At 61.8% G+C, this 24,244-nt stretch carries 27 protein-coding genes and 1 pseudogene; 1 reads left to right on the forward strand and 27 read right to left on the reverse strand.

Annotated features, from left to right (window positions below):
- Window positions 1–8: 8 nt before the first annotated feature.
- Window positions 9–1,560, reverse strand: a pseudogene (locus V6582_RS04900) (Do family serine endopeptidase).
- A 240-nt stretch (window positions 1,561–1,800) separates the two neighbouring features.
- On the opposite strand from V6582_RS04900, the gene V6582_RS04905 reads away from it, so the two are divergent.
- On the forward strand, window positions 1,801–2,091 hold the full coding sequence (locus V6582_RS04905; RefSeq protein WP_060715953.1) for a hypothetical protein: 291 nt from the start codon (window positions 1,801–1,803) through the stop codon (window positions 2,089–2,091).
- A gap of 59 nt (window positions 2,092–2,150) precedes the next feature.
- Here V6582_RS04905 and V6582_RS04910 read toward each other — a convergent pair whose 3' ends face one another.
- The 26 genes from V6582_RS04910 to V6582_RS05035 all read right to left on the reverse strand — a co-directional run bounded on the left by V6582_RS04910 (window position 2,151) and on the right by V6582_RS05035 (window position 24,036).
- Window positions 2,151–2,609 (reverse strand): cytochrome c-type biogenesis protein, encoded by a 459-nt coding sequence (locus V6582_RS04910; protein ID WP_156634346.1) that lies wholly within the window; start codon window positions 2,607–2,609, stop codon window positions 2,151–2,153.
- Entirely contained in the window at window positions 2,606–4,609 is a 2,004-nt protein-coding gene (locus tag V6582_RS04915) for a heme lyase CcmF/NrfE family subunit (RefSeq protein ID WP_156634344.1), read from the reverse strand. Before V6582_RS04915 ends, V6582_RS04910 begins: the two co-directional genes overlap by 4 nt.
- Window positions 4,606–5,055 (reverse strand): cytochrome c maturation protein CcmE, encoded by a 450-nt coding sequence (gene ccmE, locus V6582_RS04920; protein ID WP_070167839.1) that lies wholly within the window; start codon window positions 5,053–5,055, stop codon window positions 4,606–4,608. Before ccmE ends, V6582_RS04915 begins: the two co-directional genes overlap by 4 nt.
- A complete protein-coding gene (ccmI, locus tag V6582_RS04925) occupies window positions 5,052–6,203 on the reverse strand; it encodes a c-type cytochrome biogenesis protein CcmI (protein WP_156634342.1) in 1,152 nt (383 codons plus the stop codon). Before ccmI ends, ccmE begins: the two co-directional genes overlap by 4 nt.
- Before the next feature lie 146 nt (window positions 6,204–6,349).
- Window positions 6,350–6,769, reverse strand: a complete 420-nt coding sequence (locus V6582_RS04930; protein WP_156634341.1) for a hypothetical protein — start codon at window positions 6,767–6,769, stop codon at window positions 6,350–6,352.
- A gap of 244 nt (window positions 6,770–7,013) precedes the next feature.
- Window positions 7,014–8,429, reverse strand: coding sequence for a HAMP domain-containing sensor histidine kinase (locus tag V6582_RS04935; RefSeq protein ID WP_337739381.1), 1,416 nt, complete (start codon window positions 8,427–8,429; stop codon window positions 7,014–7,016).
- The gene (locus tag V6582_RS04940; RefSeq protein WP_015915393.1) at window positions 8,430–9,104 is read right to left on the reverse strand and encodes a response regulator transcription factor; all 675 of its coding nucleotides are present in this window, start codon (window positions 9,102–9,104) and stop codon (window positions 8,430–8,432) included.
- Window positions 9,105–9,238: 134 nt separating this feature from the next.
- A complete protein-coding gene (locus V6582_RS04945; RefSeq protein ID WP_156634339.1) occupies window positions 9,239–9,607 on the reverse strand; it encodes a hypothetical protein in 369 nt (122 codons plus the stop codon).
- A 191-nt stretch (window positions 9,608–9,798) separates the two neighbouring features.
- The gene (locus V6582_RS04950) at window positions 9,799–10,038 is read right to left on the reverse strand and encodes a hypothetical protein (protein WP_156634337.1); all 240 of its coding nucleotides are present in this window, start codon (window positions 10,036–10,038) and stop codon (window positions 9,799–9,801) included.
- 43 nt (window positions 10,039–10,081) lie between these two features.
- Entirely contained in the window at window positions 10,082–13,939 is a 3,858-nt protein-coding gene (locus V6582_RS04955; RefSeq protein WP_197434485.1) for a baseplate multidomain protein megatron, read from the reverse strand.
- Window positions 13,940–13,942: 3 nt separating this feature from the next.
- Window positions 13,943–14,377: an NlpC/P60 family protein gene (locus V6582_RS04960; protein WP_156634335.1), complete on the reverse strand. Its 435-nt coding sequence runs from the start codon at window positions 14,375–14,377 to the stop codon at window positions 13,943–13,945.
- 10 nt (window positions 14,378–14,387) lie between these two features.
- Window positions 14,388–15,278, reverse strand: a complete 891-nt coding sequence (locus V6582_RS04965) for a DUF2163 domain-containing protein (RefSeq protein ID WP_156634333.1) — start codon at window positions 15,276–15,278, stop codon at window positions 14,388–14,390.
- Window positions 15,275–15,910 (reverse strand): phage distal tail protein, Rcc01695 family, encoded by a 636-nt coding sequence (locus V6582_RS04970; RefSeq protein WP_156634330.1) that lies wholly within the window; start codon window positions 15,908–15,910, stop codon window positions 15,275–15,277. The genes V6582_RS04965 and V6582_RS04970 overlap by 4 nt, the downstream gene beginning before the upstream one ends.
- Window positions 15,911–15,919: 9 nt before the next feature.
- Window positions 15,920–16,519, reverse strand: coding sequence for a phage tail tape measure protein (locus V6582_RS04975; RefSeq protein ID WP_070167832.1), 600 nt, complete (start codon window positions 16,517–16,519; stop codon window positions 15,920–15,922).
- 3 nt (window positions 16,520–16,522) lie between these two features.
- Complete coding sequence (locus V6582_RS04980; protein WP_156634328.1) at window positions 16,523–16,765, reverse strand: rcc01693 family protein; 243 nt, start codon at window positions 16,763–16,765, stop codon at window positions 16,523–16,525.
- On the reverse strand, window positions 16,762–17,118 hold the full coding sequence (locus V6582_RS04985; RefSeq protein ID WP_156634326.1) for a gene transfer agent family protein: 357 nt from the start codon (window positions 17,116–17,118) through the stop codon (window positions 16,762–16,764). Before V6582_RS04985 ends, V6582_RS04980 begins: the two co-directional genes overlap by 4 nt.
- A 59-nt stretch (window positions 17,119–17,177) precedes the next feature.
- Window positions 17,178–17,588, reverse strand: coding sequence for a phage major tail protein, TP901-1 family (locus V6582_RS04990; protein ID WP_070149403.1), 411 nt, complete (start codon window positions 17,586–17,588; stop codon window positions 17,178–17,180).
- Window positions 17,589–17,871: 283 nt separating this feature from the next.
- Window positions 17,872–18,276, reverse strand: a complete 405-nt coding sequence (locus V6582_RS04995; protein WP_156634324.1) for a DUF3168 domain-containing protein — start codon at window positions 18,274–18,276, stop codon at window positions 17,872–17,874.
- Complete coding sequence (locus V6582_RS05000) at window positions 18,251–18,433, reverse strand: hypothetical protein (RefSeq protein ID WP_156634322.1); 183 nt, start codon at window positions 18,431–18,433, stop codon at window positions 18,251–18,253. Before V6582_RS05000 ends, V6582_RS04995 begins: the two co-directional genes overlap by 26 nt.
- Complete coding sequence (locus tag V6582_RS05005; protein WP_234889841.1) at window positions 18,430–18,768, reverse strand: phage head closure protein; 339 nt, start codon at window positions 18,766–18,768, stop codon at window positions 18,430–18,432. Before V6582_RS05005 ends, V6582_RS05000 begins: the two co-directional genes overlap by 4 nt.
- Window positions 18,768–19,337 carry a head-tail connector protein gene (locus tag V6582_RS05010; RefSeq protein WP_156634320.1) on the reverse strand — a complete coding sequence of 190 codons (570 nt, stop codon included), beginning with the start codon at window positions 19,335–19,337 and terminating at the stop codon, window positions 18,768–18,770. Before V6582_RS05010 ends, V6582_RS05005 begins: the two co-directional genes overlap by 1 nt.
- A 170-nt stretch (window positions 19,338–19,507) precedes the next feature.
- On the reverse strand, window positions 19,508–20,770 hold the full coding sequence (locus tag V6582_RS05015) for a phage major capsid protein (RefSeq protein ID WP_156634318.1): 1,263 nt from the start codon (window positions 20,768–20,770) through the stop codon (window positions 19,508–19,510).
- 11 nt (window positions 20,771–20,781) lie between these two features.
- On the reverse strand, window positions 20,782–21,351 hold the full coding sequence (locus tag V6582_RS05020; RefSeq protein WP_156634316.1) for an HK97 family phage prohead protease: 570 nt from the start codon (window positions 21,349–21,351) through the stop codon (window positions 20,782–20,784).
- A 37-nt stretch (window positions 21,352–21,388) separates the two neighbouring features.
- Window positions 21,389–21,706, reverse strand: coding sequence for a DUF6107 family protein (locus V6582_RS05025; protein ID WP_156634315.1), 318 nt, complete (start codon window positions 21,704–21,706; stop codon window positions 21,389–21,391).
- A gap of 189 nt (window positions 21,707–21,895) precedes the next feature.
- On the reverse strand, window positions 21,896–23,113 hold the full coding sequence (locus V6582_RS05030; protein ID WP_156634313.1) for a phage portal protein: 1,218 nt from the start codon (window positions 23,111–23,113) through the stop codon (window positions 21,896–21,898).
- Between the two features lie 314 nt (window positions 23,114–23,427).
- Window positions 23,428–24,036 carry a glycoside hydrolase family 19 protein gene (locus V6582_RS05035; protein WP_156634311.1) on the reverse strand — a complete coding sequence of 203 codons (609 nt, stop codon included), beginning with the start codon at window positions 24,034–24,036 and terminating at the stop codon, window positions 23,428–23,430.
- Window positions 24,037–24,244: the final 208 nt, after the last annotated feature.

Genomic DNA, 24,244 nt, shown 5'->3' on the forward strand with positions numbered 1-24,244 from the left:
CCTGATCATCAGCCCTGGTTGATCGGCAGGGCGATGAAGCGGCTGCCATTGTCGGTTTCCACCTGGAAGAGCGCCTTGGTGCGGCCATCCTTCTTGGCCTGTTCAAGGATCTTCTTGACATCGGCGGCGCTGGAGACCTGCTGGTTATTGACCGAGGTGATCTTCTGGCCAGTCTTCAGCCCCTTGTCGGCAGCGTCGGAATCAGGGTCGACATTGGTGATCGTCAGGCCCTTGCCGTCATCGGCACGCTGGACAGTGACCCCAAGATTGGCAAGCGCCTGCTCGGTGGCCGGTGCGTTCTGCTCGGGCGCGCCCTGGTCCTCATCACCGCTGGCCGCATCCTTTTCAGCAGGCAAGGTGCCGAGATCGACCTTGACGGAGGTCGGCTTGCCATTGCGCCAGATCGAAATATCGACCTTGGTATTGGGCGGGAAGGCCGCAATGCGCTTGGCGAGATCACGCGGGTCCTTAACCGGATCGCCATTCACGGCGGTGATCACATCGCCCTGCTTGATACCGGCCTTGTCACCGGGCGAATCGGCCTGCGGTTCAGCCACCAGCGCGCCCTTGGCGTCGGCCAGACCGAGCGATTCGGCAATATCCTTGGTGACGGGCTGGATCTGCACGCCAAGCCAGCCGCGCTGCACCGAGCCATGCTTGATCAATTCAGCAACCACATCCTTGGCGGTGGCAGCCGGAATAGCGAAGGCGATGCCGACGCTGCCGCCCGATGGCGAGAAGATCGCCGTATTGATCCCGACCACCTTGCCGCTGAGGTTGAAGTCCGGCCCACCCGAATTGCCCCGGTTTACCGGTGCGTCGATCTGGATGTAATCATCGTAGGGGCCGGAGCCGATATCGCGACCAAAGGCCGAAACGATACCCGAGGTCACGGTTCCGCCGAGACCGAAGGGATTGCCGACGGCCACGACCCAGTCACCAACGCGGATCTTGTCATCCTGCGCCCATTCGACATAGGTGAATTTCTTGGTCGGCTGATCGACCTTCAAAACGGCGAGATCGGTGCGCGGGTCCTTACCGACCAGCTTGGCATCGTATTCGGTGCCATCATTCATCACCACCGTATAGGCCTGACCATCGGAAACCACGTGATTGTTGGTTACGACATAGCCGTCCTCGGAGATGAAGAAGCCCGAGCCTTGGGCAATCGGACGCAGCTTACCATGACGCTCGGCATGCGGTCCGCCCTTAGGGCCTCCTGGACCACCCGGACCGCCGGGGCCTGGCATGCCCCATTCCTTGAAGAAGCGCTTCAGCGGGTCAGGGGAGCTGGTCGAAGTCACGGCCATTGAAGGAGAAGTTGCTGCCGTCCTCGGAGGCCTGTTGCACATCCGATTTGACGCGGATGGAGACGACGGCGGGAGAGACCGCACTGACCAGATCGGCAAAGCTCGGCACTTGCGGCGCCTGGACCTCGACGGGCGCGGCCAGCGCAGGCGTCACCGTCACGGCACCCGCCAGCATCAGGGCCGCCAGCCCTGCCGCGGTGCCTGCCCGCAGCCTGGAAGTAACGGAGCGATTATGGAAGGATTTCGACATGGATCTCTACCTTATCTTGTTCTGGTTGGCATCGTATCTTGCGAAGACCGGAGCGACCCGGCTTCAGGCGGTGGATGACAAAGATATAGGATGGATCACGTTACAACGAACTGTCCGGAACATGAAAAGTTGGTAATGCGGAAATTTACGCGCCGGAAAGGTTTTTCAATAGGTTCGACGCCGGTCGCTTGATAAAGTCTGGACGGCCTTTACACATCCTGAGCCGATCCGGGGATTTCTATGCATCGTATTCCACTCTGTTTATTCGCGGCGATACTGACCGGCTGCGCAGCCGCCCCGCACAAGGAGATCGGCGCCATTCGTTTGATAACCGACGCCAAAGGACGCCCCGCAAAAATCTATATGGAAAAATCGACCGGTAACGCGATAACCGATCGTCGTGTCATGCTTTTCATGCGCACCACTTTCGCCAAACGCGTGCCCCACCCGCTTCCCAACCGTGTCTATCGTCAAGGCGTGAGTGGCGTGGCAAGCGATCACCCCACAACGATCGAGATCCCGCTTTTCTGATAGGGGCATATCCCTGCGTTCTGCGGCTGAACCCTGCTGGTTTTCGTGGGAACCGCCCCCTACTCTTCCAACAGCCGTTTCAGCCGCGCCTCTTCATCCGCACTCAACGGCTCCGCCGCAGCCACGCTCCTACGGCGGCGGCTGTAGGCGAAGGCTGCGCCCACGCCGACCACCAGCAACAGACCGGGCGCCCCCCACAGCAGCAAGGTCTCTGACGACAATCGTGGTTTCAGCAACACGAATTCACCGTAGCGCGACACCAGATAACGGATGACATCGTCATCGCTATCGCCCTTGACGATCCGCTCGCGCACCAGAAGCCGCAGGTCGCGGGCCAGTTCGGCATTGCTGTCGTCGATGGATTGGTTCTGGCAGACCATGCAGCGGAGTTGCGACGACAGGTGCCGGGCGCGGGCCTCCAAGGCCGGATCTTTCAGCATTTCATCGGGATTGACGGCGAAGGCGGGCTGGCCCAGCAATAGCCAGAAGCCGAGGAAGACGGCAAAAAGCGCCCTCATTCCGCCGCCTCCAGGCCCTTGAGGGTACCATTGGCCGCCGCCGCCTTTGCCTTGCGGTTTGGAGCACCGACGCGCAAACGCCGATCGGAAAGCGAGACGAAGCCGCCGATCATCATCACCAGCGCCCCGCCCCAGATGCAGAGAATCCACGGTTTCCACCAGATCCGCACCACCATGCCGCCATCGGCCATGGCATCGCCGAGCGAAACGTAAAGCTGGCTAAAGCCGAAACTGCGGATACCCGCCTCGGTGGTCGGCATGCGCCTTGCCGTATAAAGCCGTTTCGACGACCAGACATCGCCTTCGGAGACCCCGCCGCGCCGGATGGTGAAATGGCCACGATCCTCGGTATAATTCGGTCCCTTGGCGGAGCGCAACCCGTCATAGGTCAGGGAAAAGCCACCGGCCTCCACGGTCTGGCCGGGCTTCATCTCCACCACCATTTCGCTTTGGAACGTGGTAACAGCGACAATGCCGAGCACGGTGACGCCGAGGCCGAAATGCGCGAGCGCCGTGCCAAAGGCCGAGCGCGGCAGGCCGATCAACCGGCGAAAGGCGACACTTCCCTTCTGCTTGCCGAAAGCCGAGCGATGAGCAAGATCGGCCAGCGCCCCGAACATCAGGAAAAAGCCCGAGGCCAGCCCCAGCACAGACAGAACCGGGCCGCCATTCTGGAGATAATAGAACACAAGCCCAACCAGAAAGGCCAGTGCCGCCGCCAGATAGAGCCTTTGCAGCGCGCCCAGCAGATCGCCGCGCTTCCAGGCCAGCATCGGCCCGAACGGAACGGCGACGAGAAGCGGGATCATCAGCAGGCCGAAGGTCAGGTTGAAGAAGGGTGCGCCAACCGAAATCTTTTCGCCGGTCAGGGTTTCCAGCAGCAGCGGATAGAGCGTACCGATCAGCACTGTCGCAGTCGACACCGTCAGGATCAGATTGTTCAGCACCAGCGCGCCTTCGCGCGAGATCGGCTGGAACAGCCCGCCCGCCTTCAAATGCGGAGCCCGTAGCATGAACAGGAACAGCGCGCCGCCAATGAACAGGATGAGGATGGCGAGAATGAAAATCCCGCGGCTGGGATCGGTGGCAAAGGCATGCACCGAGGTCAGCACGCCGGAGCGCACCAGGAATGTGCCGAGCAGCGACAGCGAGAAGGTCAGGATGGCGAGCAGCACTGTCCAGATTTTCAGCGCATCGCGCTTTTCCATCACCAGCGCCGAATGCAACAGCGCAGTGCCTGCCAGCCAGGGCATGAAGGAGGCGTTTTCGACCGGGTCCCAGAACCACCAGCCGCCCCAGCCCAGCTCGTAATAGGCCCAGTAGGAGCCCATGGCGATGCCCGCCGTCAGGAAGGTCCAGGCCGCCAGCGTCCAGGGCCGGACCCAGCGCGCCCAGGCGGCATCGATCCGCCCGTCGATCAGAGCGGCGATGGCAAAGGAAAAACAGACGGAAAACCCGACATAGCCGAGATAAAGCAGCGGCGGATGGATGGCGAGGCCGGGGTCCTGCAGGACCGGGTTCAGGTCCTGCCCCTCGGCAGGCGCCGGATTGAGGCGGATGAATGGATTGGAGGTGATCAGGATGAACAGAATGAAGGCCGTGGAAATCCAGGCCTGGACGCCGAGCACATTGGCTTTCAGCCGGTCGGGCAGATTGGTGCCGAACAGCGCCACCAGCGCCGAAAACAGTGTCAGGATCAACAGCCACAGCATCATCGATCCCTCGTGATTGCCCCAGACCGCCGAAAAGCGGTAGATGGCGGGCATCAGCGAATGGGAATTCTGATAGGCATTCAGCAGCGAAAAATCCGAGACCAGATAGGCATAAGCCAGCACACCAAAGGCAAACAGCACCAGCGCAAACAGTGCATAAGTGCCGGTGACCGCCGTCTGCATCATGGCGGTATCGCCCCTGCGGGCGCCCAGCATCGGCAGGACCGAAAGCAGGAGTGCGGCGGCCAGCGCCAGCACCAGCGCATAGTGGCCGATCTCAATGATCATTTCGCCTCTCCCTCACCCTTCCAGACGCCGTCCTTCTTCATCCGGTCGGCAACTTCCTTCGGCATGTAATTCTCGTCATGCTTGGCCAGAACCGTATCGGCATCAAACAGCGTGCCGCCAGCGCCAAACACGCCTTCCGTCACCACGCCCTGCCCTTCACGAAACAGATCCGGCAGAATGCCCGTATAGGTCACCGGCACCGTGGCCGTACCATCGGTCACGGCAAAACTGACGGTGGAGCCGGTGTCGCGCTTCACCGAACCTTCCGCCACCAGCCCACCTAGCCGGATGCGGGTGCCAGGTCCAACCGGTGTTTTGGCGAGATCGGAAGGCATATAGAAATAGGCAATGGACTGGCCGAAAGCGAACAGAACCAGCAACACAGCCGCCATGATGAAACCGACGCCCCCGGCGATGACGGCCAGACGTTTCTGCTTGCGGGTCATTTCAGCGCCTCCTCGACCGGCAATCCCAATTGCTGCGCCATGGCGATCAGCTGCTTGCCTTGCTCCCCGTCGGCGGGGAAGGTCTTCAACCCGGTTTTCAAGGCCTCGAGCGCCCGCTGGTTGTCCTTCAACACGGTATAGGAGTGCACCAGCCGCACCCAGCCTTCGAAATTGTTTGGATCGGTTTTCAGCTTGGCATCCAGGCTTTCAACCATGCCCTTTATCATCGCCTGACGGTCGCCATCCGGCAAGCCCTGGGCTGCGGCCACAGCGGCGGCATCGGGATTTCCGAGGGGTGCCGCCGTTGCCGCAGCCTGAGGATCATTGCGGGCGATATGACGGGCGACCAGCGGCTGCCACGGCGCATTGGGCGGGGATTGGGCCGCAATCGTCTTGAAGGCGGCCAGCGCCTCGTCGCGTTTGCCGGACTGTTCCAGCGCCAGCGCCAGATAATAGGCGGCGCGCGGATTGTCGCCATTCAATGCCATGGATTGCGAAAACAGATCGCGGGCGGCATCCGTCACCACGCCGTCGCTCTGGGCAATCAGTGCTTCGCCAAGGCCGTTGAGCCGCTCGGGGCTGGCGCCTTTCAACCGGATGGCATTGCGAAAGGCCAGTTCCGCCTCGCCCATACGGTTTTGTTGCAGATAGATCGGCGCAAGCACATCCCAGCCTGCGCCATCGTCAGGCTTTTGCATCAGATGGCGTTCCGCCTGGGCAATCAGCAGGCTCATATCGTTGCCGGGGTTTTCCAACCGGGCCTGCAAAGGCTGTGAGGGCAGGCCGGGGCTGCCGAGGGCGAGATAAAGCCCAAGGCCGACCGCAGGTACCAATAGGACAACGAAGGCCTGCGCCAGACCGTTGCGCGCGGTTTTGCGAGGCGCACTTTGAGCTGCCTGACCGGTTTCATCGCCCTTATCGGCGGCCAGAAGGCGGCGGGCAATCTCGGCGCGGGCATAGTCCACCTGCTCGGCGGAAATCAGCCCGCCCGCCCGGTCACGGTCGAGTTCCTGCAATTGATCGCGATAGACGGCCATCGCGCCATCGCGGGTCTCGCGCTCGCCCCGCTGCTGCGCCCGTGTCAGCGGCAACAGAAAGGCTGCCGCAACGGCAAAGGTCAGAACAGCAATTTCAACCCAGAACAGCATAAGGCTCCCTGAACCCGAAGGGTTCTATGACGTCGCGACAGGCCGTGCAGACCGCTTGGCACAGCTGATTGTGTCTTAAGGAGCGGAGCTTCCATCAGCCTTGACTTAAGTCAAGAGCAAGACACATCAAAATGCGCAGATGTGATTCAGGTCAGCGGTGTCCATGTCCCGTCTTCATTGCGGCAGGCAACGCCGCGTGCCTCGACCGCCTTGCCATCGACCGTCACCTTGTGGCGATATTGGCGGCAGTTCTGATTGCCGACCTGATAAGGGGCTGCGGCTACCACTTCACCGGAAACATCGTCATCGCGCCAGGTTACGGTCTGGCCGCCGGGGGCCACTTCCAGGGCCTGATATTCGGCCGCCAGCGCCCGCTGCTTCTGGCTGTTGTCCAGTTCCGCACCGGTCCGCGACACAATGCCGCCCTGAAGCGCGTTGAGATAGAGCGAGCTTGAGGTGGTGGATTTGGCAAGCAGGCCGGTGCTGCCGCCGGTCGTCTTGCAGGAGGTCAGGGTCAGGGCGCAGCCCAGCAAGGCAAATGCAAAACCGGTGCTGATCTTCCTCATAGCCTGCAATTCCAAATTCTGTTTTTCATGACATTGAGCGCGGTCAAACCACACGTTGCTGTAGTCTCTCATGATAAGCCCGACACCGCACGACTTTGCAAGTCGCCATTTCGATCCGTACCTTAGAGTTTGCCAACTTGACATTTGTTAAACTGGAGCGTGTCAGAAAAATCCGAATTCGACTTCCAATCACACGTTAACTGGCAGACATTAACTGGCAGGCATCAACTGCGCCAAAGCTGCATCACGCCCCGTCCCGCGACAGGGCGGGTAAAACCAGCCTGGCCAGCAGCCCCCCGTTGACGCCGCGTGACAGGCCTAGCTTGCCCTGGTATTCCGAGGTTATTTCCTTGACGATCGACAGGCCTAGCCCGGTCCCGGGCTTGCTTTCGTCCAGCCGCCGACCGCGCTTCAGCGCCTCGCCGATCTGGTCCGGGTCAAGACCCGGTCCGTCATCCTCAACGATGATTTCCAGCCAGGCCCTACGGCCCGGATCAAGCCCGACCTCGCCGCCCGGCGCGATCCTTGCCGTCACCGTCACAGTCGTTTCCGAGTGACGAGCAGCATTTTCCAGAAGATTGCCAAGGATTTCCTCGAGATCCTGGCTTTCCATCGCCAGAACCAGACCTTGCCCCGAGGCTTGGCTCTCCAGGTGAACTTCGAACTGTTTGTCCGGATTGAGCTTGCGCATCACCCGCACCAGCCGTTCCAGAACCGGCTCCACTTCGGCGCGCGACAGCACCGATTCGCGCTGGGCCGCGATGCGGGCACGGTTGAGATAGGTGCCGACCTGGCTTTGCATGGCGGATGCCTGGGCCTTGATCACCTCACCATGCGGCGGATCGAGCACCCGCGCCTCGTTGAGCAGCACGGCAATCGGGGTCTTCAGCGAATGGGCGAGATTGCCGACCTGCATGCGGGCGCGCTCGACAATGCGGTGGTTGCTGTCAATCAGGGCGTTGATTTCATTGGCCAGCGGCTCGATCTCCCGGGGGAATTCACCCTCGATCCGCTCGGCCTCGCCGCCCCTGATCCGCTCCAGCGCCCGGCGCGCCCGATCCAGCGGTTTCAGGCCGAAAATAATGGTCACGGCATTGACCAGCAGGCCGCCGACCCCGAACATCGCCAGAACGGCGTAAAGCCGGTGGGAAAATCCGGTGATTTCGTCTTCCACCACTTTCAGATTGCCCGACACCCGGAACCGCGCCGCCCGGCCGGATTCGTCGAGGATCACCTCGGTCTCGGCAATCCGCAGCCGGTTGCCGAAACTGTCGGTCATGCCGTAAAAACGCTCGTAATTCTGGTCGAACGGGCTTTCCTCAAAGCTCGGCACCGGCAGATTGGTCAGCCCCAGCGAGGTGGAGGCCAGCGGCGCGGCATTGAAGGAACCGAGCGGCTCGACCAGCCAGTACCAGCCGGTTCCGGGCTGTGAAAACCTGAGATCGCCCAGCGCCGGACTGCCGGACAGGCTTTCACCATCGCCGACTGAGACGGAATTGACGACATTATAGAGCTGGGCGCGCAAAAGATCGTTGAAGGAGCGCTCGGCCCCTTGCCGATAAAGCGCCGAAATCACCACGGCCATGGTGACCAGCGCGATGATATACCAGAGAGTGGCGGAGAGCAGGACGCGAAGGGTGAGAGACTTGACCCTGAACACCTAACCCTCGACACTGTCAGGCGCTTTGATCCGGTAGCCGAGACCGCGCACGGTCTCGATCATGTCCAGACCGATCTTCTTACGCAGCCGCCCGACAAACACTTCGATCGTGTTGGAATCGCGGTCGAAATCCTGGTCATACATATGCTCGACCAGTTCGGTGCGCGACACGACCTCCCCCATGTGATGCATGAGATAGGACAACAGCCTAAATTCATGCGACGTGAGTTTCAGCGCCTTGCCCGAAACCGTGACTTTGGAACTCTTGGTATCGAGCCGCACCGGCCCGCAGGCGATTTCCGAGGAGGCATGGCCGGCGGCACGGCGAATCAGCGCCCGGATGCGCGCCAGCACCTCTTCGACGTGGAAAGGCTTGGTGACATAGTCGTCGGCACCGGCGTCGATACCGGACACCTTGTCGCTCCAGCGGTCGCGGGCCGTCAGAATCAGGACCGGCATGGCACGTCCGGCAGAGCGCCATTTCTCCAGCACGGTAATGCCATCCATGGTCGGCAAACCGATATCAAGGATCACGGCGTCATAGGGCTCGGTATCACCGAGATAATGACCCTCCTCGCCATCCATGGCCTGGTCGACCACATAGCCTGCCTCCTGAAGCGCCTCGACCAGCTGGCGGTTCAGGTTGACATCGTCCTCGACGACGAGAATGCGCATTCTTCACTTCTCCGTTTTGCCATGCTGGCGCCAGCCGGGCGATCTTGCGCGCAGGCCCAGTAAAACCAGCCCGCATGAGAAAAAATATCCAACAGATAGAAAGTCTTACACTACTCCTTGGCCCAAAACCAGCCTCAGCGGGACACCTGGACCGTCATCTTGCGGGGCCTTGCATTGTCGCCGGTGCCCGGTACGAGAATGGTGATCACGCATTGGCCGCCCGACAGCCGCACGGAAAGCAATTGCCCGCCCGCCTGCTCCACGGCCCTGAGTGCCGCCGAACGGCAATCGACCCTGCCATTGGACTTGCTGTCGTTGCTGTCGGAATTGTCACTGTTCTGATTCTGGTTCTGCGCCTGAACGATGACAGGTGAAGAAGACCCGCTGGTGCCGGATAACATCTGCGACATAGGCACGGCATCGGGGACCGGCGCTGTCGTCGCCGGTACCGTCCAGGCAATAAGCCCGGCTGCGATACTGCCTATGATCGATTTGGATGCCATCAACTGCCACTCTGCCGCATTCGGTTATCGTGGCGTAAGTGTTACCGAAGAACGGCTGAATGGCAAATGAATGCCTGGTAATCTTGGCCCGCAGTTCAACCCTTATGACAGAGATGCGACAATGCAAGCATTTCAATTTATTAAACTATCCACGTCATAGGCGGCAATGAACGCCTAGATTTCAGCAAAGATCAGGTTTTCTCCGGGGGGAACAGGTCCGATTTGGGCACGATGGCATGGCTTGCCACCAGCCGGCCATAGAGCGCCACCAGCCCGCCCACCGATCCGGCCAGCGCCACCAGTCCGTCGGTCAACTGCCCCTGTTCCAGAAGTCCAAGCTCGAACCCGCCGAGTTGCAGGCCTGACGCCAGAATAGCGACCAGCGCACCCCAGACAGCCTTGGACAGATACCATGGTTTGCCGTCATTCATGTCAATTTCCCTTGTTTTTCGGTGGAGGTTTTCGGGTTGAAGATCAGAAGGTGAATGCTGCTTCAGCCGCGATGCCGCTGGCATGGCGGCCAATCTGGCGGACCCGGATGGAAAGCGCCGAGATTGCGGCGCCAAAGTCTGCGGCCTGCAAATCGGCGCTATAGGCATAGGCCGCAGAGGTCAGGGTGACGCTGCGCAGCGTCGTTTTGCCTGCGTCGAGAATATTGAGCTGGTAGCGCTCGCTTTCCTCATCCAGCGGAATATCGGATGGTGTCCAGTTGTCGGCATCGGTGCGGCCACGCCGGACCCAGGTGAGCGCAATATCGCCACTCGGCGCGCGGCTGGCGCGCAGATGCACCGGGGAAAGCGGCGTCAACGCCCGCAATCCGCCGGAAAAACTGAACGGCCCCTTGGCCGCAAGACTGGTGCCGGCGGCCTCGGCGATCCAGTTGAGCGTCAGGCCGATTTCGCTGTCGGCAAGATCAAGCGCCGTGACCGCACTGTTGAGCAGAACCACCTGCGCGCCCGCAACGGCACCGGCCGTCATGGCGTCCTCCGTGCCATAGAGACCGCGCAGCAGGTCTGACAATTGCCAGACGCCGCTTTGCAATTCCTCCGCCGTCTGGAAACCGATCACCTCCCAGACCTCGTTAGCGGCCTTGACCGCAAGCCGGTTGTCGCCATTCAACACCGACAGGCGGGAGCCAGAGGAAAAACTGCCATGCGACAGAGTAACGGTCAGACGATTGGCCCTGTCGAACCGGCCCGACACACCCGCAGCCAACGCCGATGACAGGCTACCGAGCGTTGCCGGGCCATCCACCACGACACGGGTGGCGTAATTCTCGGTCTCCGCGGATGACGACAGCACGATCTTGCGCCAGGGGCTGGCATAGGCCGCCGCGCGCGCAAAACTGCCATCCTCACCATCATCAAAGCGCGGCAGGTCCATCAGCCGCCACAGCGGCGCAAACCCATCCGAAGCCCTGCCGCTCTGCACCCGCCCGCTGCTAGCAACGGTAATCGCGCTAGACACCGGCGCTGCCACTTCGGTTAATTCCAACGACAGCGTGCTGCTGTCCTCAATCCGGGTGATCAGGAACCGGCCAGATGGCCCGTCCGGCAAGGTCAGCACGTCGCCGGGCTGAAGCGCCAGCTGCGAGGGCGATAGCGACAGGGTCAGGCTGCGCCGCCCGATCCGGTGATCACGCAATTGCGTTTCAACCACGGCCAGAGCGCTCGCCTCATCCAGCACCCCGGGCAGATCGCTGGACAAAAGCTTGGCCGAGGTTCCCACCACGCGGCGTGAGCGGACGCTGGCATCCTCGTAATCATTGGCGGGATCGTAAAAATCCAATACGGCCTGACCGGCATAATCGGTGCTGTCGCCCCGGGTCTCGGTCCAGTACGGCTCATCTTCGGTATCGACGAAAACCCGGGTCTCGACGCCTTTCAGGCTGGCGGCCTGGCGTGAGCGGAACCGCAGCACGGCACCGTCCTCGATCACGTCGAGCAGGAAGGCCTCGGTCAGCGGCTCGATCAGGCTGCGGGCCGAGGATATATCGCCCTGCACATAGCCCGAGAGATCGCCGCTAACCGCAGACACGTCGTAATCGGAAAAGCCGCAATCTTCCAATATCGCGGCGATCACCTCGGCCAGCGTGCCAGTCCCGAGACGTCCGTTCAGCCAATGGCCGCTGCGCCAATTATCGCCATCGGCAAACAGATCGGTATCATAGGGAAAGGCCGGAAAGGGCCGGCTGTCCCAGGTCCAGAGAAAGATATGGTCGGCATCGACCATGCCAGCGGGTGCCGAATCTCCCTGCCAATAACCCAGATGCGCTTCAAGAAACCGCCGTTGCATGGCATCCGAGCGCATGCCGGAGGAAAAATAGGGAAGCGCATTTTCCGAGGATTTCGGATCGGGAAACACGTTCGGCTGGTTGGCGCCACGCTCCACCGCCGGACAACCCAGTTCGGTAAACCAGATCGGTTTCATCTTTGGTTCCCAGGCGCTTGGCGTGGAAAGCTCAATGCCACCGACCCTGTTGTAATGGCGGTTTTCCCACCAGGACTGGATGTCCTTATAGCGATAGACCCAGGGCTTGCCCGCCAGCCCATCCGTAATGGCGGCGCGCTCGCGGCGCTTGCGGGCGGCAAGGTCTGGGTAATACCAGTCATAACCCTCCCCGGCGGCAATCTGCGCCTGCATGGCGGCACGGTCATCGGCAATGATAAACCCGTCAGGATTATCAGCAGTGAAATCCGCGTCATTCCAGTCCGACAGCGGCATGTAATTGTCGATGCCAACCGCATCGATGGCCGCGCAGGCCCAGAGCGGATCGAGATGGAAGAACACATCGCCGGAGCCATCGGCAGGATGATAGCCGAAATATTCGCTCCAATCGGCACCGTAGGTCAGCTTGGTGCCGCTCCCCAGAATGGCGCGCACATCCTCAGCCAATCGCATCAAGGCGGCAACGAAGGGAAAACTGTTGTCCGCACCGCGCAGGGTCGTCAGGCCCTTCAGTTCCGAGCCGATGACGAAACTGTCCACCCCGCCCGCCGCCTTGGCCAGCAACGCAGAATGCAGCACAAGGCGCCGATAGCCGCTATCGCGACCGTTCTTGTTGCCTGTATAAAGGATCGTTGTGCCGAGCACGAAGAAATCATCGACTGTGGTCTTGCCCATGAAGGCCTCGACAATGGCGTCCACCGCATCCGTACCGTCGGGCGAACCGGCAAGACCAGGGGCCGGTGAACAGGTGATGCGACCACGCCAGGGATAGGCCGCCTGTTCTGTCCCGCCATAAGGATCGGCCAAGCCGTTGCCTGCGGGAATATCCATCATCACGAAAGGATAGAGACAGGTGGCAATGCCCCGGCTGTTGAGATCCTTGATTGCCTCAATGACGCTTTTATCGCTCGGTGTGCCACCATAGGCCGGGCCGCCGTCGTTCTGGCTGACCAGCCGGGCCTGTGAGCGCCCGATGCCTGCAACATTCCAGGCACGGCTTTCGTCGCGCCGCCTCGCCACTTCGACCCCCGGCATGATAGCGCATTGATCGGCCCGCAGATCGGTGCCGAACCAGCTGACAACAAGGGCGGCGCGGACGAGATTGGGGCAGAGCGCCTGCAACTCATCCAGCGAGGCCTGCCAATCGGTGGCGGCCACCAGCGTGTTGCGGTTGATGATCCGCTCTTCGCCATCGCCGGTTTCCTCGGTAATGGCTGTGGTGGCATAGCCGTGTTCGGTGGCACCGGGAATGATGGTCACGGCCCTGACCTGGCTTTCCAGCGCGCCCAACGACCGGAGCACCTCAAATTGCAGCACGGGAAGACGGTTGCCGTAATCGTCGAGCGGCAGGCGCTCAAACACCACATAGGCGACGCCTCGATAGGCGGGCGCATTGCCCTCGCCCTGTTTGGCGGCAATCAGCGGATCGACGCCCTGGTCCTCACTGCCAGGATAAAAGCGCATCTCGACCTCGGTCAGATCCACTTCCTCGCCATCGGCCCAGACCCGGCGAACGGCCGCCACAGGGCCTTCGCACAAAGCCAGCGCCAGATTGCCGTAATAATCGTAACTCTTGGTCTTGCTGCCGGTGGATTTACTGCCGGAGGTTTCGGTGGTGGTCTTTTCCTCAAACCGCGTCGCCCAGATCAGCGTGCCGCCAATGCGCACCGTGCCATAGGCCCGGTTCAGCGCCGTGCCTTCGCTGGCCCCACCGATCCGCGCCGACGACAGATGCGAGCCTGTCGTGGTGGAGCTGCCGTTGATCAGCGCCTGATCGACCATATTGCCAGCCAGCGACCCAACGGCACGACCCAGCATGGTGCCGACCGGCCCGAATATGCTGCCGATGGCCGCACCGGCTGCCTGGAAAACAAGAGTTGCCATCGATCACTTCTCCGGAAAACGATAGACGCCCGCGACACGCCGCCGCCAGGCGGGCACCAGGGCGGAGCGAACCACCGCCGCCTGCTCATAGGCGTGAATGAAATGCTGGTCGGGTGCCAAAAGCCCCAGATGCTTGGCGGCGTAATGGGCGCGAAACCTGAAGACCAGGAGATCGCCGGGCAAGGCCTCGCCAAGGCTGTCGATCAGGGTGAAATGCCGCCCCGCCGCCTCGATCAACCGGTCCTCTCCCGACCGCTCGGCCCAATCAGGCGCATAGGCAGGCGTTACTTCCGGCTCCTGCCCATAAAGCTCCCGCCAGATGCCCCGAACCAAGCCAAGACAATCGCAACCAACGCCCTTGGTGGAGGCCTGATGGCGATAGGGCGTACCAATCCAGCCGTCGGCAAGGGTAAGGACATGCCCGTTGATGAAGGACATGCAATCCCCCTCACTCAAACAGCACCGACCCGTCATGGGTCGTCTGGCCGCTGACATAGGAATAGGCGAAATCGGTGCCCGGCATATGCGGGAAGCCACGGAAATTAGCGGCGTTGGCAAAGCTGTCGCGGCAGGTGGCGAAGCGTTTGTCGCAGCCGATGGTGACGGTCAGTGCGTCGCCCGGTGACAATGTCACCTCCATGGGCAGCCACAATGTCAGCTCGGTGCCATCTTCACCGGCGCGGCTGGTCTCGACCTCGGCGGTCAGGCCGGTCTCGGCGCCTGATGTCACGGTGATCCGGCCATAGCGGAAATGGTCGTCGCCATAGGCATCCAGGCCCGAAACGGTCAGCCGGTCGGACGCCGCCATCGCCACCAGAACGGCGCTGACGGTGCGGCCCTCAGCGCTCAGGTCGATACCGCAGCGGCTATCGCCCAGACTGGCATCGCAGCGGCGGCCAAGTGTGCGGCCCTGATCCTGGGAGAGCTTGGCGGCAAAGCTGCGCAATTCGGCGGTAAACTGCCCCGTCTGGCGCTTGACCTCGCCAACATCCTGCACCTTGAGCAGAACATGCTGGTCCGGCACCTGCCAGTTGACACGGTAGACCTCGATCCTCGCCCCATCATAGCGCCCGGCGATCAGATCGGCTTCGGTAATCACCTTACTGGAAAAACCACCGGCAACTTCGGAGGTAGGCGCCGACAAGGTGTTTTCCGCCTCACCATCGCTGGCGGAAAAACCGCTGGCGGCATGAAACAGCGTACCAAGCAGGGTCAGATCCCGGTCGTGATCGGTAAAGCCCAAAACCTGCCCATCGCTGCGGGTGACGCGCCAGCAGGTGCACAGCGTCGTGGCGTCGCCCGCCAGATGGCGCGCCAAAGCGGCATCGATTGTCCTCATGGAATGATCTCCGTCAGCGAAATGGAAGGAATGCTGCCAGCATTGAAGGCTTCGAGATTGATCTCGATCCGGTCCGTGTCGAAACGCACCGGAACGTCAAACTGGAAGCCCGCCCGGATGACGGCACCGGACACAGGAATAAAATCCTGATTAAATGTCACCAGCCCGGTGGTGCTATCGCAGTTGAACCCGTTGACCGGCACGCCATCCACCGAGATCAGCACCGTGCCATCGACCGGCTTGGCAATGCTGCGGTTCCAACCGCCACCGGCATCGCCATAGGTCTTGACCAGTTGAAAGCTGGCGGTGACGCCATCACCGACGCCGATTTGCTGGTCTTCAGCGCTCACCGCCCGGCCCGGCCCGGCAGAATTGGCATCCAGAGGATCTCGAAACCGGAACCCGGCCATCTGGCCACCGCGCGCCTCGAAAAACTCCAGGATCGTATAGAGATCGGCAAGCGATTTCACCCCCGATCCGGCGTCGTAGCTGCGGCGCGAATTGGCCCAGCGCTGGTTGCGCACTTCGCGCCCATTCGACAGGTTGACAATGTCCGTGCGCCGCACCGGCCCGCCGCTGGTCGAAAGCGACACGCGCAGCGGAAAGCGCACCTCGTGAAAGGCGGTTGCCATGGTTTCACCTCACAAATTGCGCTGACCGCGCTTGACGGAACGCGCCAGCAGGCTGGAAATCTGCGACTGGCTCTTGGTGAAGCTGGACGCATCCTGGGTGGTGACATTGACATTGACCTGCGTGCCGGAGGAGCCGCCGCCCTGGGTGGCAACCCCCAGCGAGCCATCCGAGCCGCGTTTCAGCGGCAGGATTGCCTCGCTGCCTGCCTCGCCCATCAGCCCGGTATTGCCGCCATCCATGCCGAAATAGGTGGGGCTGGACACCACCCCACCGGACGCAAAAGGCGTGATCGAGCCGGGCACCCCACCTTTCTCGAAGGCAAACAGCGAGCTGATCCCCGATGAAAGGCTGGATGTGGCGCTGGAGGCCAGCGACGACAGACTGCTTTGCAACGGTTGCAGCCCGGATGACAGGGTAATGCTGGACAATTGGCTCGCCAGCGATTTCAGCGTGTCTTCCAGATCGCCACCGCCGCTCGTGGCGGATTTCAGCGCCGATGTCAGCGCGCTGCCAAAGCTTTTCGAGCGGCTTTCCAGATCGTCGAGGGTCTTGGTCGCCCCGGAAGCGTCGAGATCGATCCCGAAGGACAGAGTTTCGTCATCGGCCATGGTCTACCTCTTTATGTTGCGGTCAGGATAGCGGGCCATCAGCACCTCCAGGTCGGCACGGGCAAGCTCAGCGCGGGCGGTGGCGACAGGGCGAAACGCCCCGCTCATGGCGGCGAATTCGCGCGGGGTCAGCGCCCAGAAGGCCTGCGGGGTCAGCCGCAGCAGGTGAAATCCGGCATGCATCACCGCCTCCCATGGAAAGGGAGGCGGCTTTACCGTGTCGGATCGACCCGCTGCGGCACTCAAGGGCGGGCGGGGTCGCCCTCACCGGCTGAGGTAGTTTGACCTGAGGTTCCAAACGTGACGAGCAGCAATTCGCGGACGATGGCGACGCAGGCGGCAAGCCCGCCCTCGACGCACATGTCCGCGACATCCTCGTCGGCGCAGCAATTGCCGCCGCCCCGCAAACCGACGGCCAGAATACGGATGAGGTCGCGGCTGGAAAGCTTGCCACTGGAAAACCGCAGGGCAAGATCCGCCAGACTGTCGGCAGCAAAGGCCGTTTCCAACTCGGCCAGCGCCCCCAGCGTCAGGCACAAAATCCGCCGCTCGCCATCGATCACCGCTTCCACTTCGCCGCGCCTGCGGTTGGCGCGCATGCCCGTCCCAACGTTCCCCGTCCCGACTTTCCCCGTCCCGACTTTCTCTGTCCCCCCGTTCATGCCGTCACCTCAAAGGCAATAGCCCCTGCCGATTCCAGCGCGATGTCGAATTTCAACTCGCCATCATGCTCGCCGGAATAGTCCAGCGCCGTCACCTGAAACAGGCCGGTCACCGTGCCGAAAGCCGGGATCACCACCTGCCAGCTCAACACCGAGCCGGCGAAAAACGCCGCCCGGACCAGTTCATCGGAGGACTGGTCCTTGAACAGTCCGGCCCCCGACAACGAGGCGCGTTTGGCACCGGCACCGGCCAAAAGCTCCCGCCAGCGCCCGGCGCTGTCGGCATCGGTCACATCGACGGTTTCGGTATTGAAGGCCAGCTTGCGTGAACGCAATCCTGCAACGGTTACATAATCGCTGCCGCTGATAATCTTCAGCAGCAGGTCCTTACCCCTCTGGGCCACCATAAAAATCTCCTTGAAAAATAACTAGAAATCCGCAAACCGGCCGCCAACCACGCCAGGGCGACATCCACCCCCTCACATTCCCTCGAAGGTCTCTCCCCAGGGCGGGACCGGCCAAAAACCGGCACATCCGCCCATCCCTTTTCAGGAAGAAGACCCAGGACAAAGGTAAGGAGACCAAGAGACCCGCAGGGGAAGCACCAAAATTGGTGTAACCGCGAAAAATACACGCAAAACGAAGGGAACGGTTGCACTCGACGGTGCTGCATGCGCTATGAGACGGCCGTCAGGCTATGACAGCGCGAAATTGCAGCTCGGTCAGAAACAGGCCGGTCTTTGCCTCACGGCGGCCGACGGTTTTGATGTGGCGCAACGCGATCAGGCGGGCATGGGCGAGCGTCAGTGCCGCGTCCTGCAACACGGCGCGCACCATCGCCGCCAGGCTTTCCGCCTCGCGGCGGCTGAGCGAGGACCAGGCCTGCACACTGACAAGCGCCTCAATCAGCCCATCATCATCGGTGGAAAGATCCGTGACCGTCACTTCGCCCACCATCAGATAAGGCTGGGCCGAGCGCAGCAGCCGCCGGTCCTTCATCCCATCGGCACCGATAATCGCCGCAATACCGGTATCGGCGAGCGCCGCCGCCGTCATCGCGGTGAGCAGGTCATTGACCGGACTGTGCGTGGTCATCGGACGTCTCTCCAGTTTTCTCGCCCTTCGGCGCCTCACTTGCATTTTGCCGGCGGCTAGCGGCCCGGCTGGCGGCCTCTTCCACCCTGCGCCGCAGCGCAGCGGTAAAATCGGTTACGGCACCCTCCTGCCCATTTGCTGAAAATTGCAGGCTCATCTGACCTCCTCCTCACAATCCAGCAGCAGAAACCGCTTGGTCTCATCCGGGTCGCACAGCGCCCGGACCACCAGGGTCCGCCTTCCCTTCACCAGCCGATGGCCGCGCGCCACATCGGTGCGAAAGCGAATGGTCACCGTCTGGTTGATGGTGGCGATTTCCGCTTCGCCGCGCTCTTCACGGGTGAAGGATTGCGGCTCGATAAGCGCCCAGAGCGTGGCAATCGCCTGCCAGCCCTGGCTCACCCCGCCCTGGCCGTCAGGCGCGTTGACCGGCTGCTCAAGCGTGAGGCGCGCCGTCATCCGGCCCGGATCGGGCATGGTGAAGGTGCCCATCACAGGCTCCTGCGGGAAAAAGGCGCGATCAGCCGCTCATAACCGACCGGCACGGCGGCAGGCTGATCAGCCAGCGCCACTGCGCCACGAAACGCATACATGGCCGCAACATGCAGGCTCATCGCCCGGCGCAGCGTATCGGGCACATCAGTGGCGGCAGCCCCGAAGCCCGCGGTAAAATCGATCTCGATGCCGTTGATCGGCCGTCCCGGCAAGGGCCGGTCGCGCAGCCACAGGCGGGCTGGACGCGCCTGTCCATCCAGCAGATGATCTTTCAGTGAAACATGAAGTTCATCGCCGTTTTCATCAAAAACCGTCACGGCATCAATGGTTTGCACCGGACCTTTGGGAAGCTGAATCACCTCACCATTCGGCCAGTCATCCAGATAGAGCCGCAGCGATTGGCGCATCAGGCAAAGCCCGGTCTCAGCCTCCAGATGCAGGCGGGCAGCGGTGATCAGGCCGGAGAGAAGATCGTCTTCATCATCGGTATCGATCTTCAACTGCGCCTTCACATCGGCAAGGGTCAGCGGCTCCGCCTGCGGCGGAGTGAGGGTGGTGATGGTCATGTGTTGGGGTCTCCGGAAGGTGTTGGAGCAAGGATCTACCCCCTCTGCCTTGCCAGGCATCTCCCCCTCAAGGGGGGAGATCGGCTAGCCGCAACGGCCATGCGAAGGGCCAAGTCCGGCAGGACAGAGGGGGGTATCACACGGTAAAAGCGGAAATTTACCGAACCAAATCAGCTTGCAGCAAACTTGATCAGCTTCAATGCTTCAAAGTTCTGCATTCCACCGCCAACCCGCTTGGTGGTGTAGAACAGCACATAGGGCTTGGCCGAATAGGGGTCGCGCAACACCCGCACGCCCATCCGGTCAACCACCAGATACCCAGCCTTGAAATCGCCAAAGGCGATGGAAAAGGCGTTGGCGGCGATATCGGGCATGTCCTCGGCCTCGGCAATCGGAAAGCCCATCAGTGAGGCCTCAAGGCCGGGGCCTGCGGGCGGCAGCCAGAGATAATTGCCGTCAGCATCCTTGAACTTGCGGATTTCGCCTTGCGTCTTGCGGTTCATCACAAACGTGCCGTTCTGGCGATGCCCGGCCTTCAACGCATAGATCGTGTCGAGCAGCACGTCGGATGGCCCGCTTGCCGCAAAGCCACCAGCGGCACCGGTCGCCTTGAAGCCGATCTTGCCCCAGGCCCAGGCGCTGTCGGCCACCGTCTCATAGGCCAGAAAGCCCTTCGGCTTGTTGACACCGTCACCGGCCACAAAGGCCGCCCCTTCCTGTTCGGCAAAGGCGATGTCCACCTCTCCGGCAATCCAGGCCTCAACATCGACAGCCGCATCGTCCAGCAGCGACTGGGTGGCGGCGGGCATGGCGTAAATCTCCATGGTGGGAAAGGAAAGTTCCGTCAGCTGCGGCGTATCGGTCTGGGTGCGGGCCGCGGTTTCGGCCACCCAGCCGGAGGCCATGCCCGTCGGGGCAAACGGCTTTTTCAGCACCGCGCCCGAGACCTGCCGGACGCTGGCCAATTGACGGATCGGCGAGATGGAGGCCAGCCTGCGGCCAATCTCGCTATCGGTCTCGTCGGTGACCAGATAACCGCCATCCGCATCCGACCCAATCGCCATGGATTTGGCGTCGAGATCGCGCAGCGCCGTCTCATCGCCGCGCCGGATATAGGCCTCGAAGGCCGCCTTGCGCTCCGTCGCCTCCAGGCTGGTGGACCCGCCGCGATTGCCGTTCGACCCCAGCGCCGGACGCAGTTTTTTCAGCGCCAGCTGGTCCAGCAACCGGGACTGTTCGTCCATTGCCTTGTTGATCCGCTCCACCTTGTCGCGGGTGACGACATCGGCGGTCAGTTTCTGCTCGATTTCGCCAAGCCGCTGGTCATTGGCCTGCTTGAAGCCTTCGAACGCTTCCATGAAATCGTCGAAAGCGGCGGCCATGGTTTCCGGGATCGCCTTGATTTCGGGTGCTGACATGTGATGATCGCTCATAAATCCATCCTTTATTTGAAATTGCTGGTGGCCATCGTCCGGGCTGCCCGGCGCATCGCCCGGATCAGCTCGGTATCCTTGTCGCGGAAAAACCGCTGATGCTTGACATTGGAAACCCTGGCCGAGGGGGCCATGGGAAAGGTGACGACGGAAATTTCCCAGAGATCGGCCTCCAGAATGCGGCGAATGCCGGTCTTGGCGTCCTGACGGGATTTCACCGTCTGGAAACCGATCGACAACCCGTCCAGCGCACCTGATTTCATCAGCGCGCGCACCTCCTCGGCGCGCTTGACGCCGGGGGAAAGCCGTCCCTCGACATAGAGCCCCCGCGCATCTTCCTTGAGCAACGTCCAGCTGCCAATCGGCTGGTTGGGATCGTGCTGGTACAGCATGCGGATGCCGCCTGCGCCACGCCCCTGCAAGCTGGTGCGAAAGGCCCCCGGCTCGATCACGTCGCGCCCCAGATCCACCTCGCCGAACACGCTGGCATAGCCGCTGAACGTGCCGTCGCCGCTGAGATCCGACAGGGTCAGATCGGCAAATTTGCGCACCAGCTTTCTTGGCCCGCGATAAGCGTGCATGAATTCCTCCTTCAATGTTTGAAATTGTGGGGCTGGCTCAGCCGCCCTTGGAGCCGTATCTGCCCGCCAGTCGCGCCAGCACGCCCAGCGCCCACCAGGCCGAAAGGCTGGCAAGCGTCGCCCCCGCCAGCATGATCTCGGCACCGGACAGGCTTTGCAGAATGTCCAGCTTGCGGGCCAGCCATTGGCCAGTGGCGCCGCCGAAGATCAGCCCGATGGCCAGCCCGGTGAAAAACCGGCTGGCCGCCTCGCGCCGGCCCCTCGGCAGAAGATAGACCAGCGAGATGGCGGAGCCCGCCAATGCGCCCGCCAGCCGCGCACCCCATAAGGGGGTGTCGGGTGTAAAATCGGTCATTTTGTTAATCTTTTCGTCTTATGATTGCGGAGACGGACGCAAATCCGCCCTGGTTTATCCGAGGATTCTAATCTTTAGAATCGCTTAGGCGCATCTGCTCACAAACAGGGTGCAGATGTTCACACTCTGAATCACCCTCCTGCGGAACAGAGTCCGGATCAGGCATCAACCTCTTGAAACTTCGAGGCTTTACGCGTCGTACCCAACCGCCTGGCGCTTTTCCTCGTCGGTGAGGAAGCTGGCGGACCCGACCCGTGACCACAGCGCGTCACGCTCGCTGGACAGGCCCTCGACCTGATCGAGATCGGGCTTCAGGCACAAGACCTCGCCAAACCCATCGGACAGAAACCCCGACAGGCTGGCGGCGGTGCGGCGGATCAGTGGCAGCACCGTTAGCCGGTAGAAGGCGCGGTTGGCCTCCTGGTAATTGGCATAGGTATTGTCGCCGGGAATGCCGAGCAGCATCGGCGGCACGCCGAGCGACAGGGCAATATCGCGGGCCGCGCCATTGCGGGCATCGGTAAAATCCATGTCGCGTGGGGTCAGGCTCATCGCCTTCCAGTCCAGCCCGCCTTCCAGCAGCATCGGTCGGCCCGCCTGCATCGGCCCGGAATAGCCCTGCTCCAGCTCCTCTTTCAGCCGCTGATATTGTTCCGGCGGCAGGTTGCCGCCCTCCTTGGGCTGATAGACCAGCGCCCCGGAGGGACGGGCGGAATTGTCGAGCAACGCCTTGTTCCAGGTGGCGGCGGCATTGTGCAGGTCCAGCGCGTTATGGGCGGAAACCAAGGGCGCATAGCCGCTGATGTCGTCAAGCGGATGAAACAGCTTGAAATGCAGGATCGGCTGCGGCTCGCCTTCGGCGGCCAGACGGCGCGTCACCCCGGCGGCGCGATAATCATAGGCGACCGGCCAGCCATCGGCCCCCTCAACGACGCTGACCCGGTCGGGGCGCAGCAGATGCAGTTCCATCAGCCGACCGCCAAGCCAGAGCGGCTCCAGATAGGCATTGCCCGACAGCAGCAGATGGCCATAGAGCATTTCGAAAAAATCCGCCCCCGTCGCCCGCCCGTTGGGCCGCGCCAGAAGCGCCAGCGCCGGATGCTCGCTCAATTCTCCCGCCCCATCCTGCGGCAGGCCCTGATAGAGCAGAAGCGGCACGGCAGCCGCCGCCTCCGACACCAGCCGCACCGCCCGGTGCGCCACCGGATTGCCGAGAAAGCCCGCGCGTGACAATGCCGCATAAGACCGCCCCGTGCCACGCCCGGCGCCGGTGGAGAGCAGCATTTCCACCCCCGCCCGGGGTCTTACGCCCGCTTTTGTCTGGCCGGACGTTGTGTTGAGTGGCGTCGCCGACGACCCAGCAGCACGATTGGCCCACCTAAACGGCAGGCGAAAGGAAGACAGCATGATGTTCTCCTGAAGTTGAAAGTGTCCCGTCGGGTATTTGCGCAGATGTGCCCATCAACAGAGAGAAAGGCACGACACATGCGGCTCTTGCCGCTTCTCCTCATCCTTTCGGGAAAATTGGCCTCTCGGAAAAATTGACGGGGAGAAGAAGGAAAGAGCCGCAGCGTTTATGGCTTCCTCTCCCCAGCGGGGAGAGGTCCGCTGAGCGTAGCGGAGGCGGGGTGAGGGGGAACCCAGCACGCAAAGCTAAAAGTGTCGTGTACTATGTCGCCTTACAAAACCCATGGCGCTTTCATCCACGCTCTCAGCAAACCTCACCCCAAGCCCGCCACAATAGCCCGCCCATACCCGGCCACCAGGTCCGCCCGGTCCAGCCCGTTGACGATGCGCCGGGCGCCGTTCCAATCGCTTGCCGTGGCGGTAAAGACATCGCCAAGCCTGACACCCGAAAACAGCCCCTCGCGCATGCCGACCACCAAAATATCCGCCGCCGTCGCCATATCCAGCGCGCGGCCCGGATCAGCAAGGAGATCGACGCCCAACGCCACCGACAGCGCCTGATAATTGCGCTTATGGGTGAGCTGCACGAAGCCCCGGCCAAACCAGCTCCGTCCCGCCTCGTCCAGCCGCCAGTAAGGCACGCTTACCTGGGGCAAGCGGCCCGCCGCATAGGCGCGCTCCAGCCGATCGATGGCCTCGGCATCGGTTTTCGCCAGTGTTTCGCGCAGGGGCTGGAAGCGACCCGCCGTTTCATGAAAGGCGGTGGCCAGCACATAGGCGATATGGCGTCGGTCGGTCAGACCATGGCGCGCACTGCCCGCCAGGATGGCGTTAATGCCCTGCACCTGAGCTGCGGCAAGCCGCCCGCCACACAATTCACCGCGGATGCGGTTGAAGAGCAATTGCAAAGCCGTGCTGTTCATAAACTGTCAATTCCCCTTAAAATGGCAGGGTCCAGCCGAACGCGGTGCGATTGAACCCAAAAAATGGCGGGATTTAAATCGGTTAAACAAAATTCAATCGGTTCAGGACCCATCACGAGATATTTACAAAGATTTAAGCTTGTGGAACTTTCACGCGCAATGCTGGTTTATGAGCAGCACAATGCCACATGCCCTGCCGCGCCATGAT

Source organism: Agrobacterium vitis, from assembly GCF_037039395.1.
Taxonomy (GTDB): Bacteria; Pseudomonadota; Alphaproteobacteria; order Rhizobiales; family Rhizobiaceae; genus Allorhizobium; species Allorhizobium vitis_E.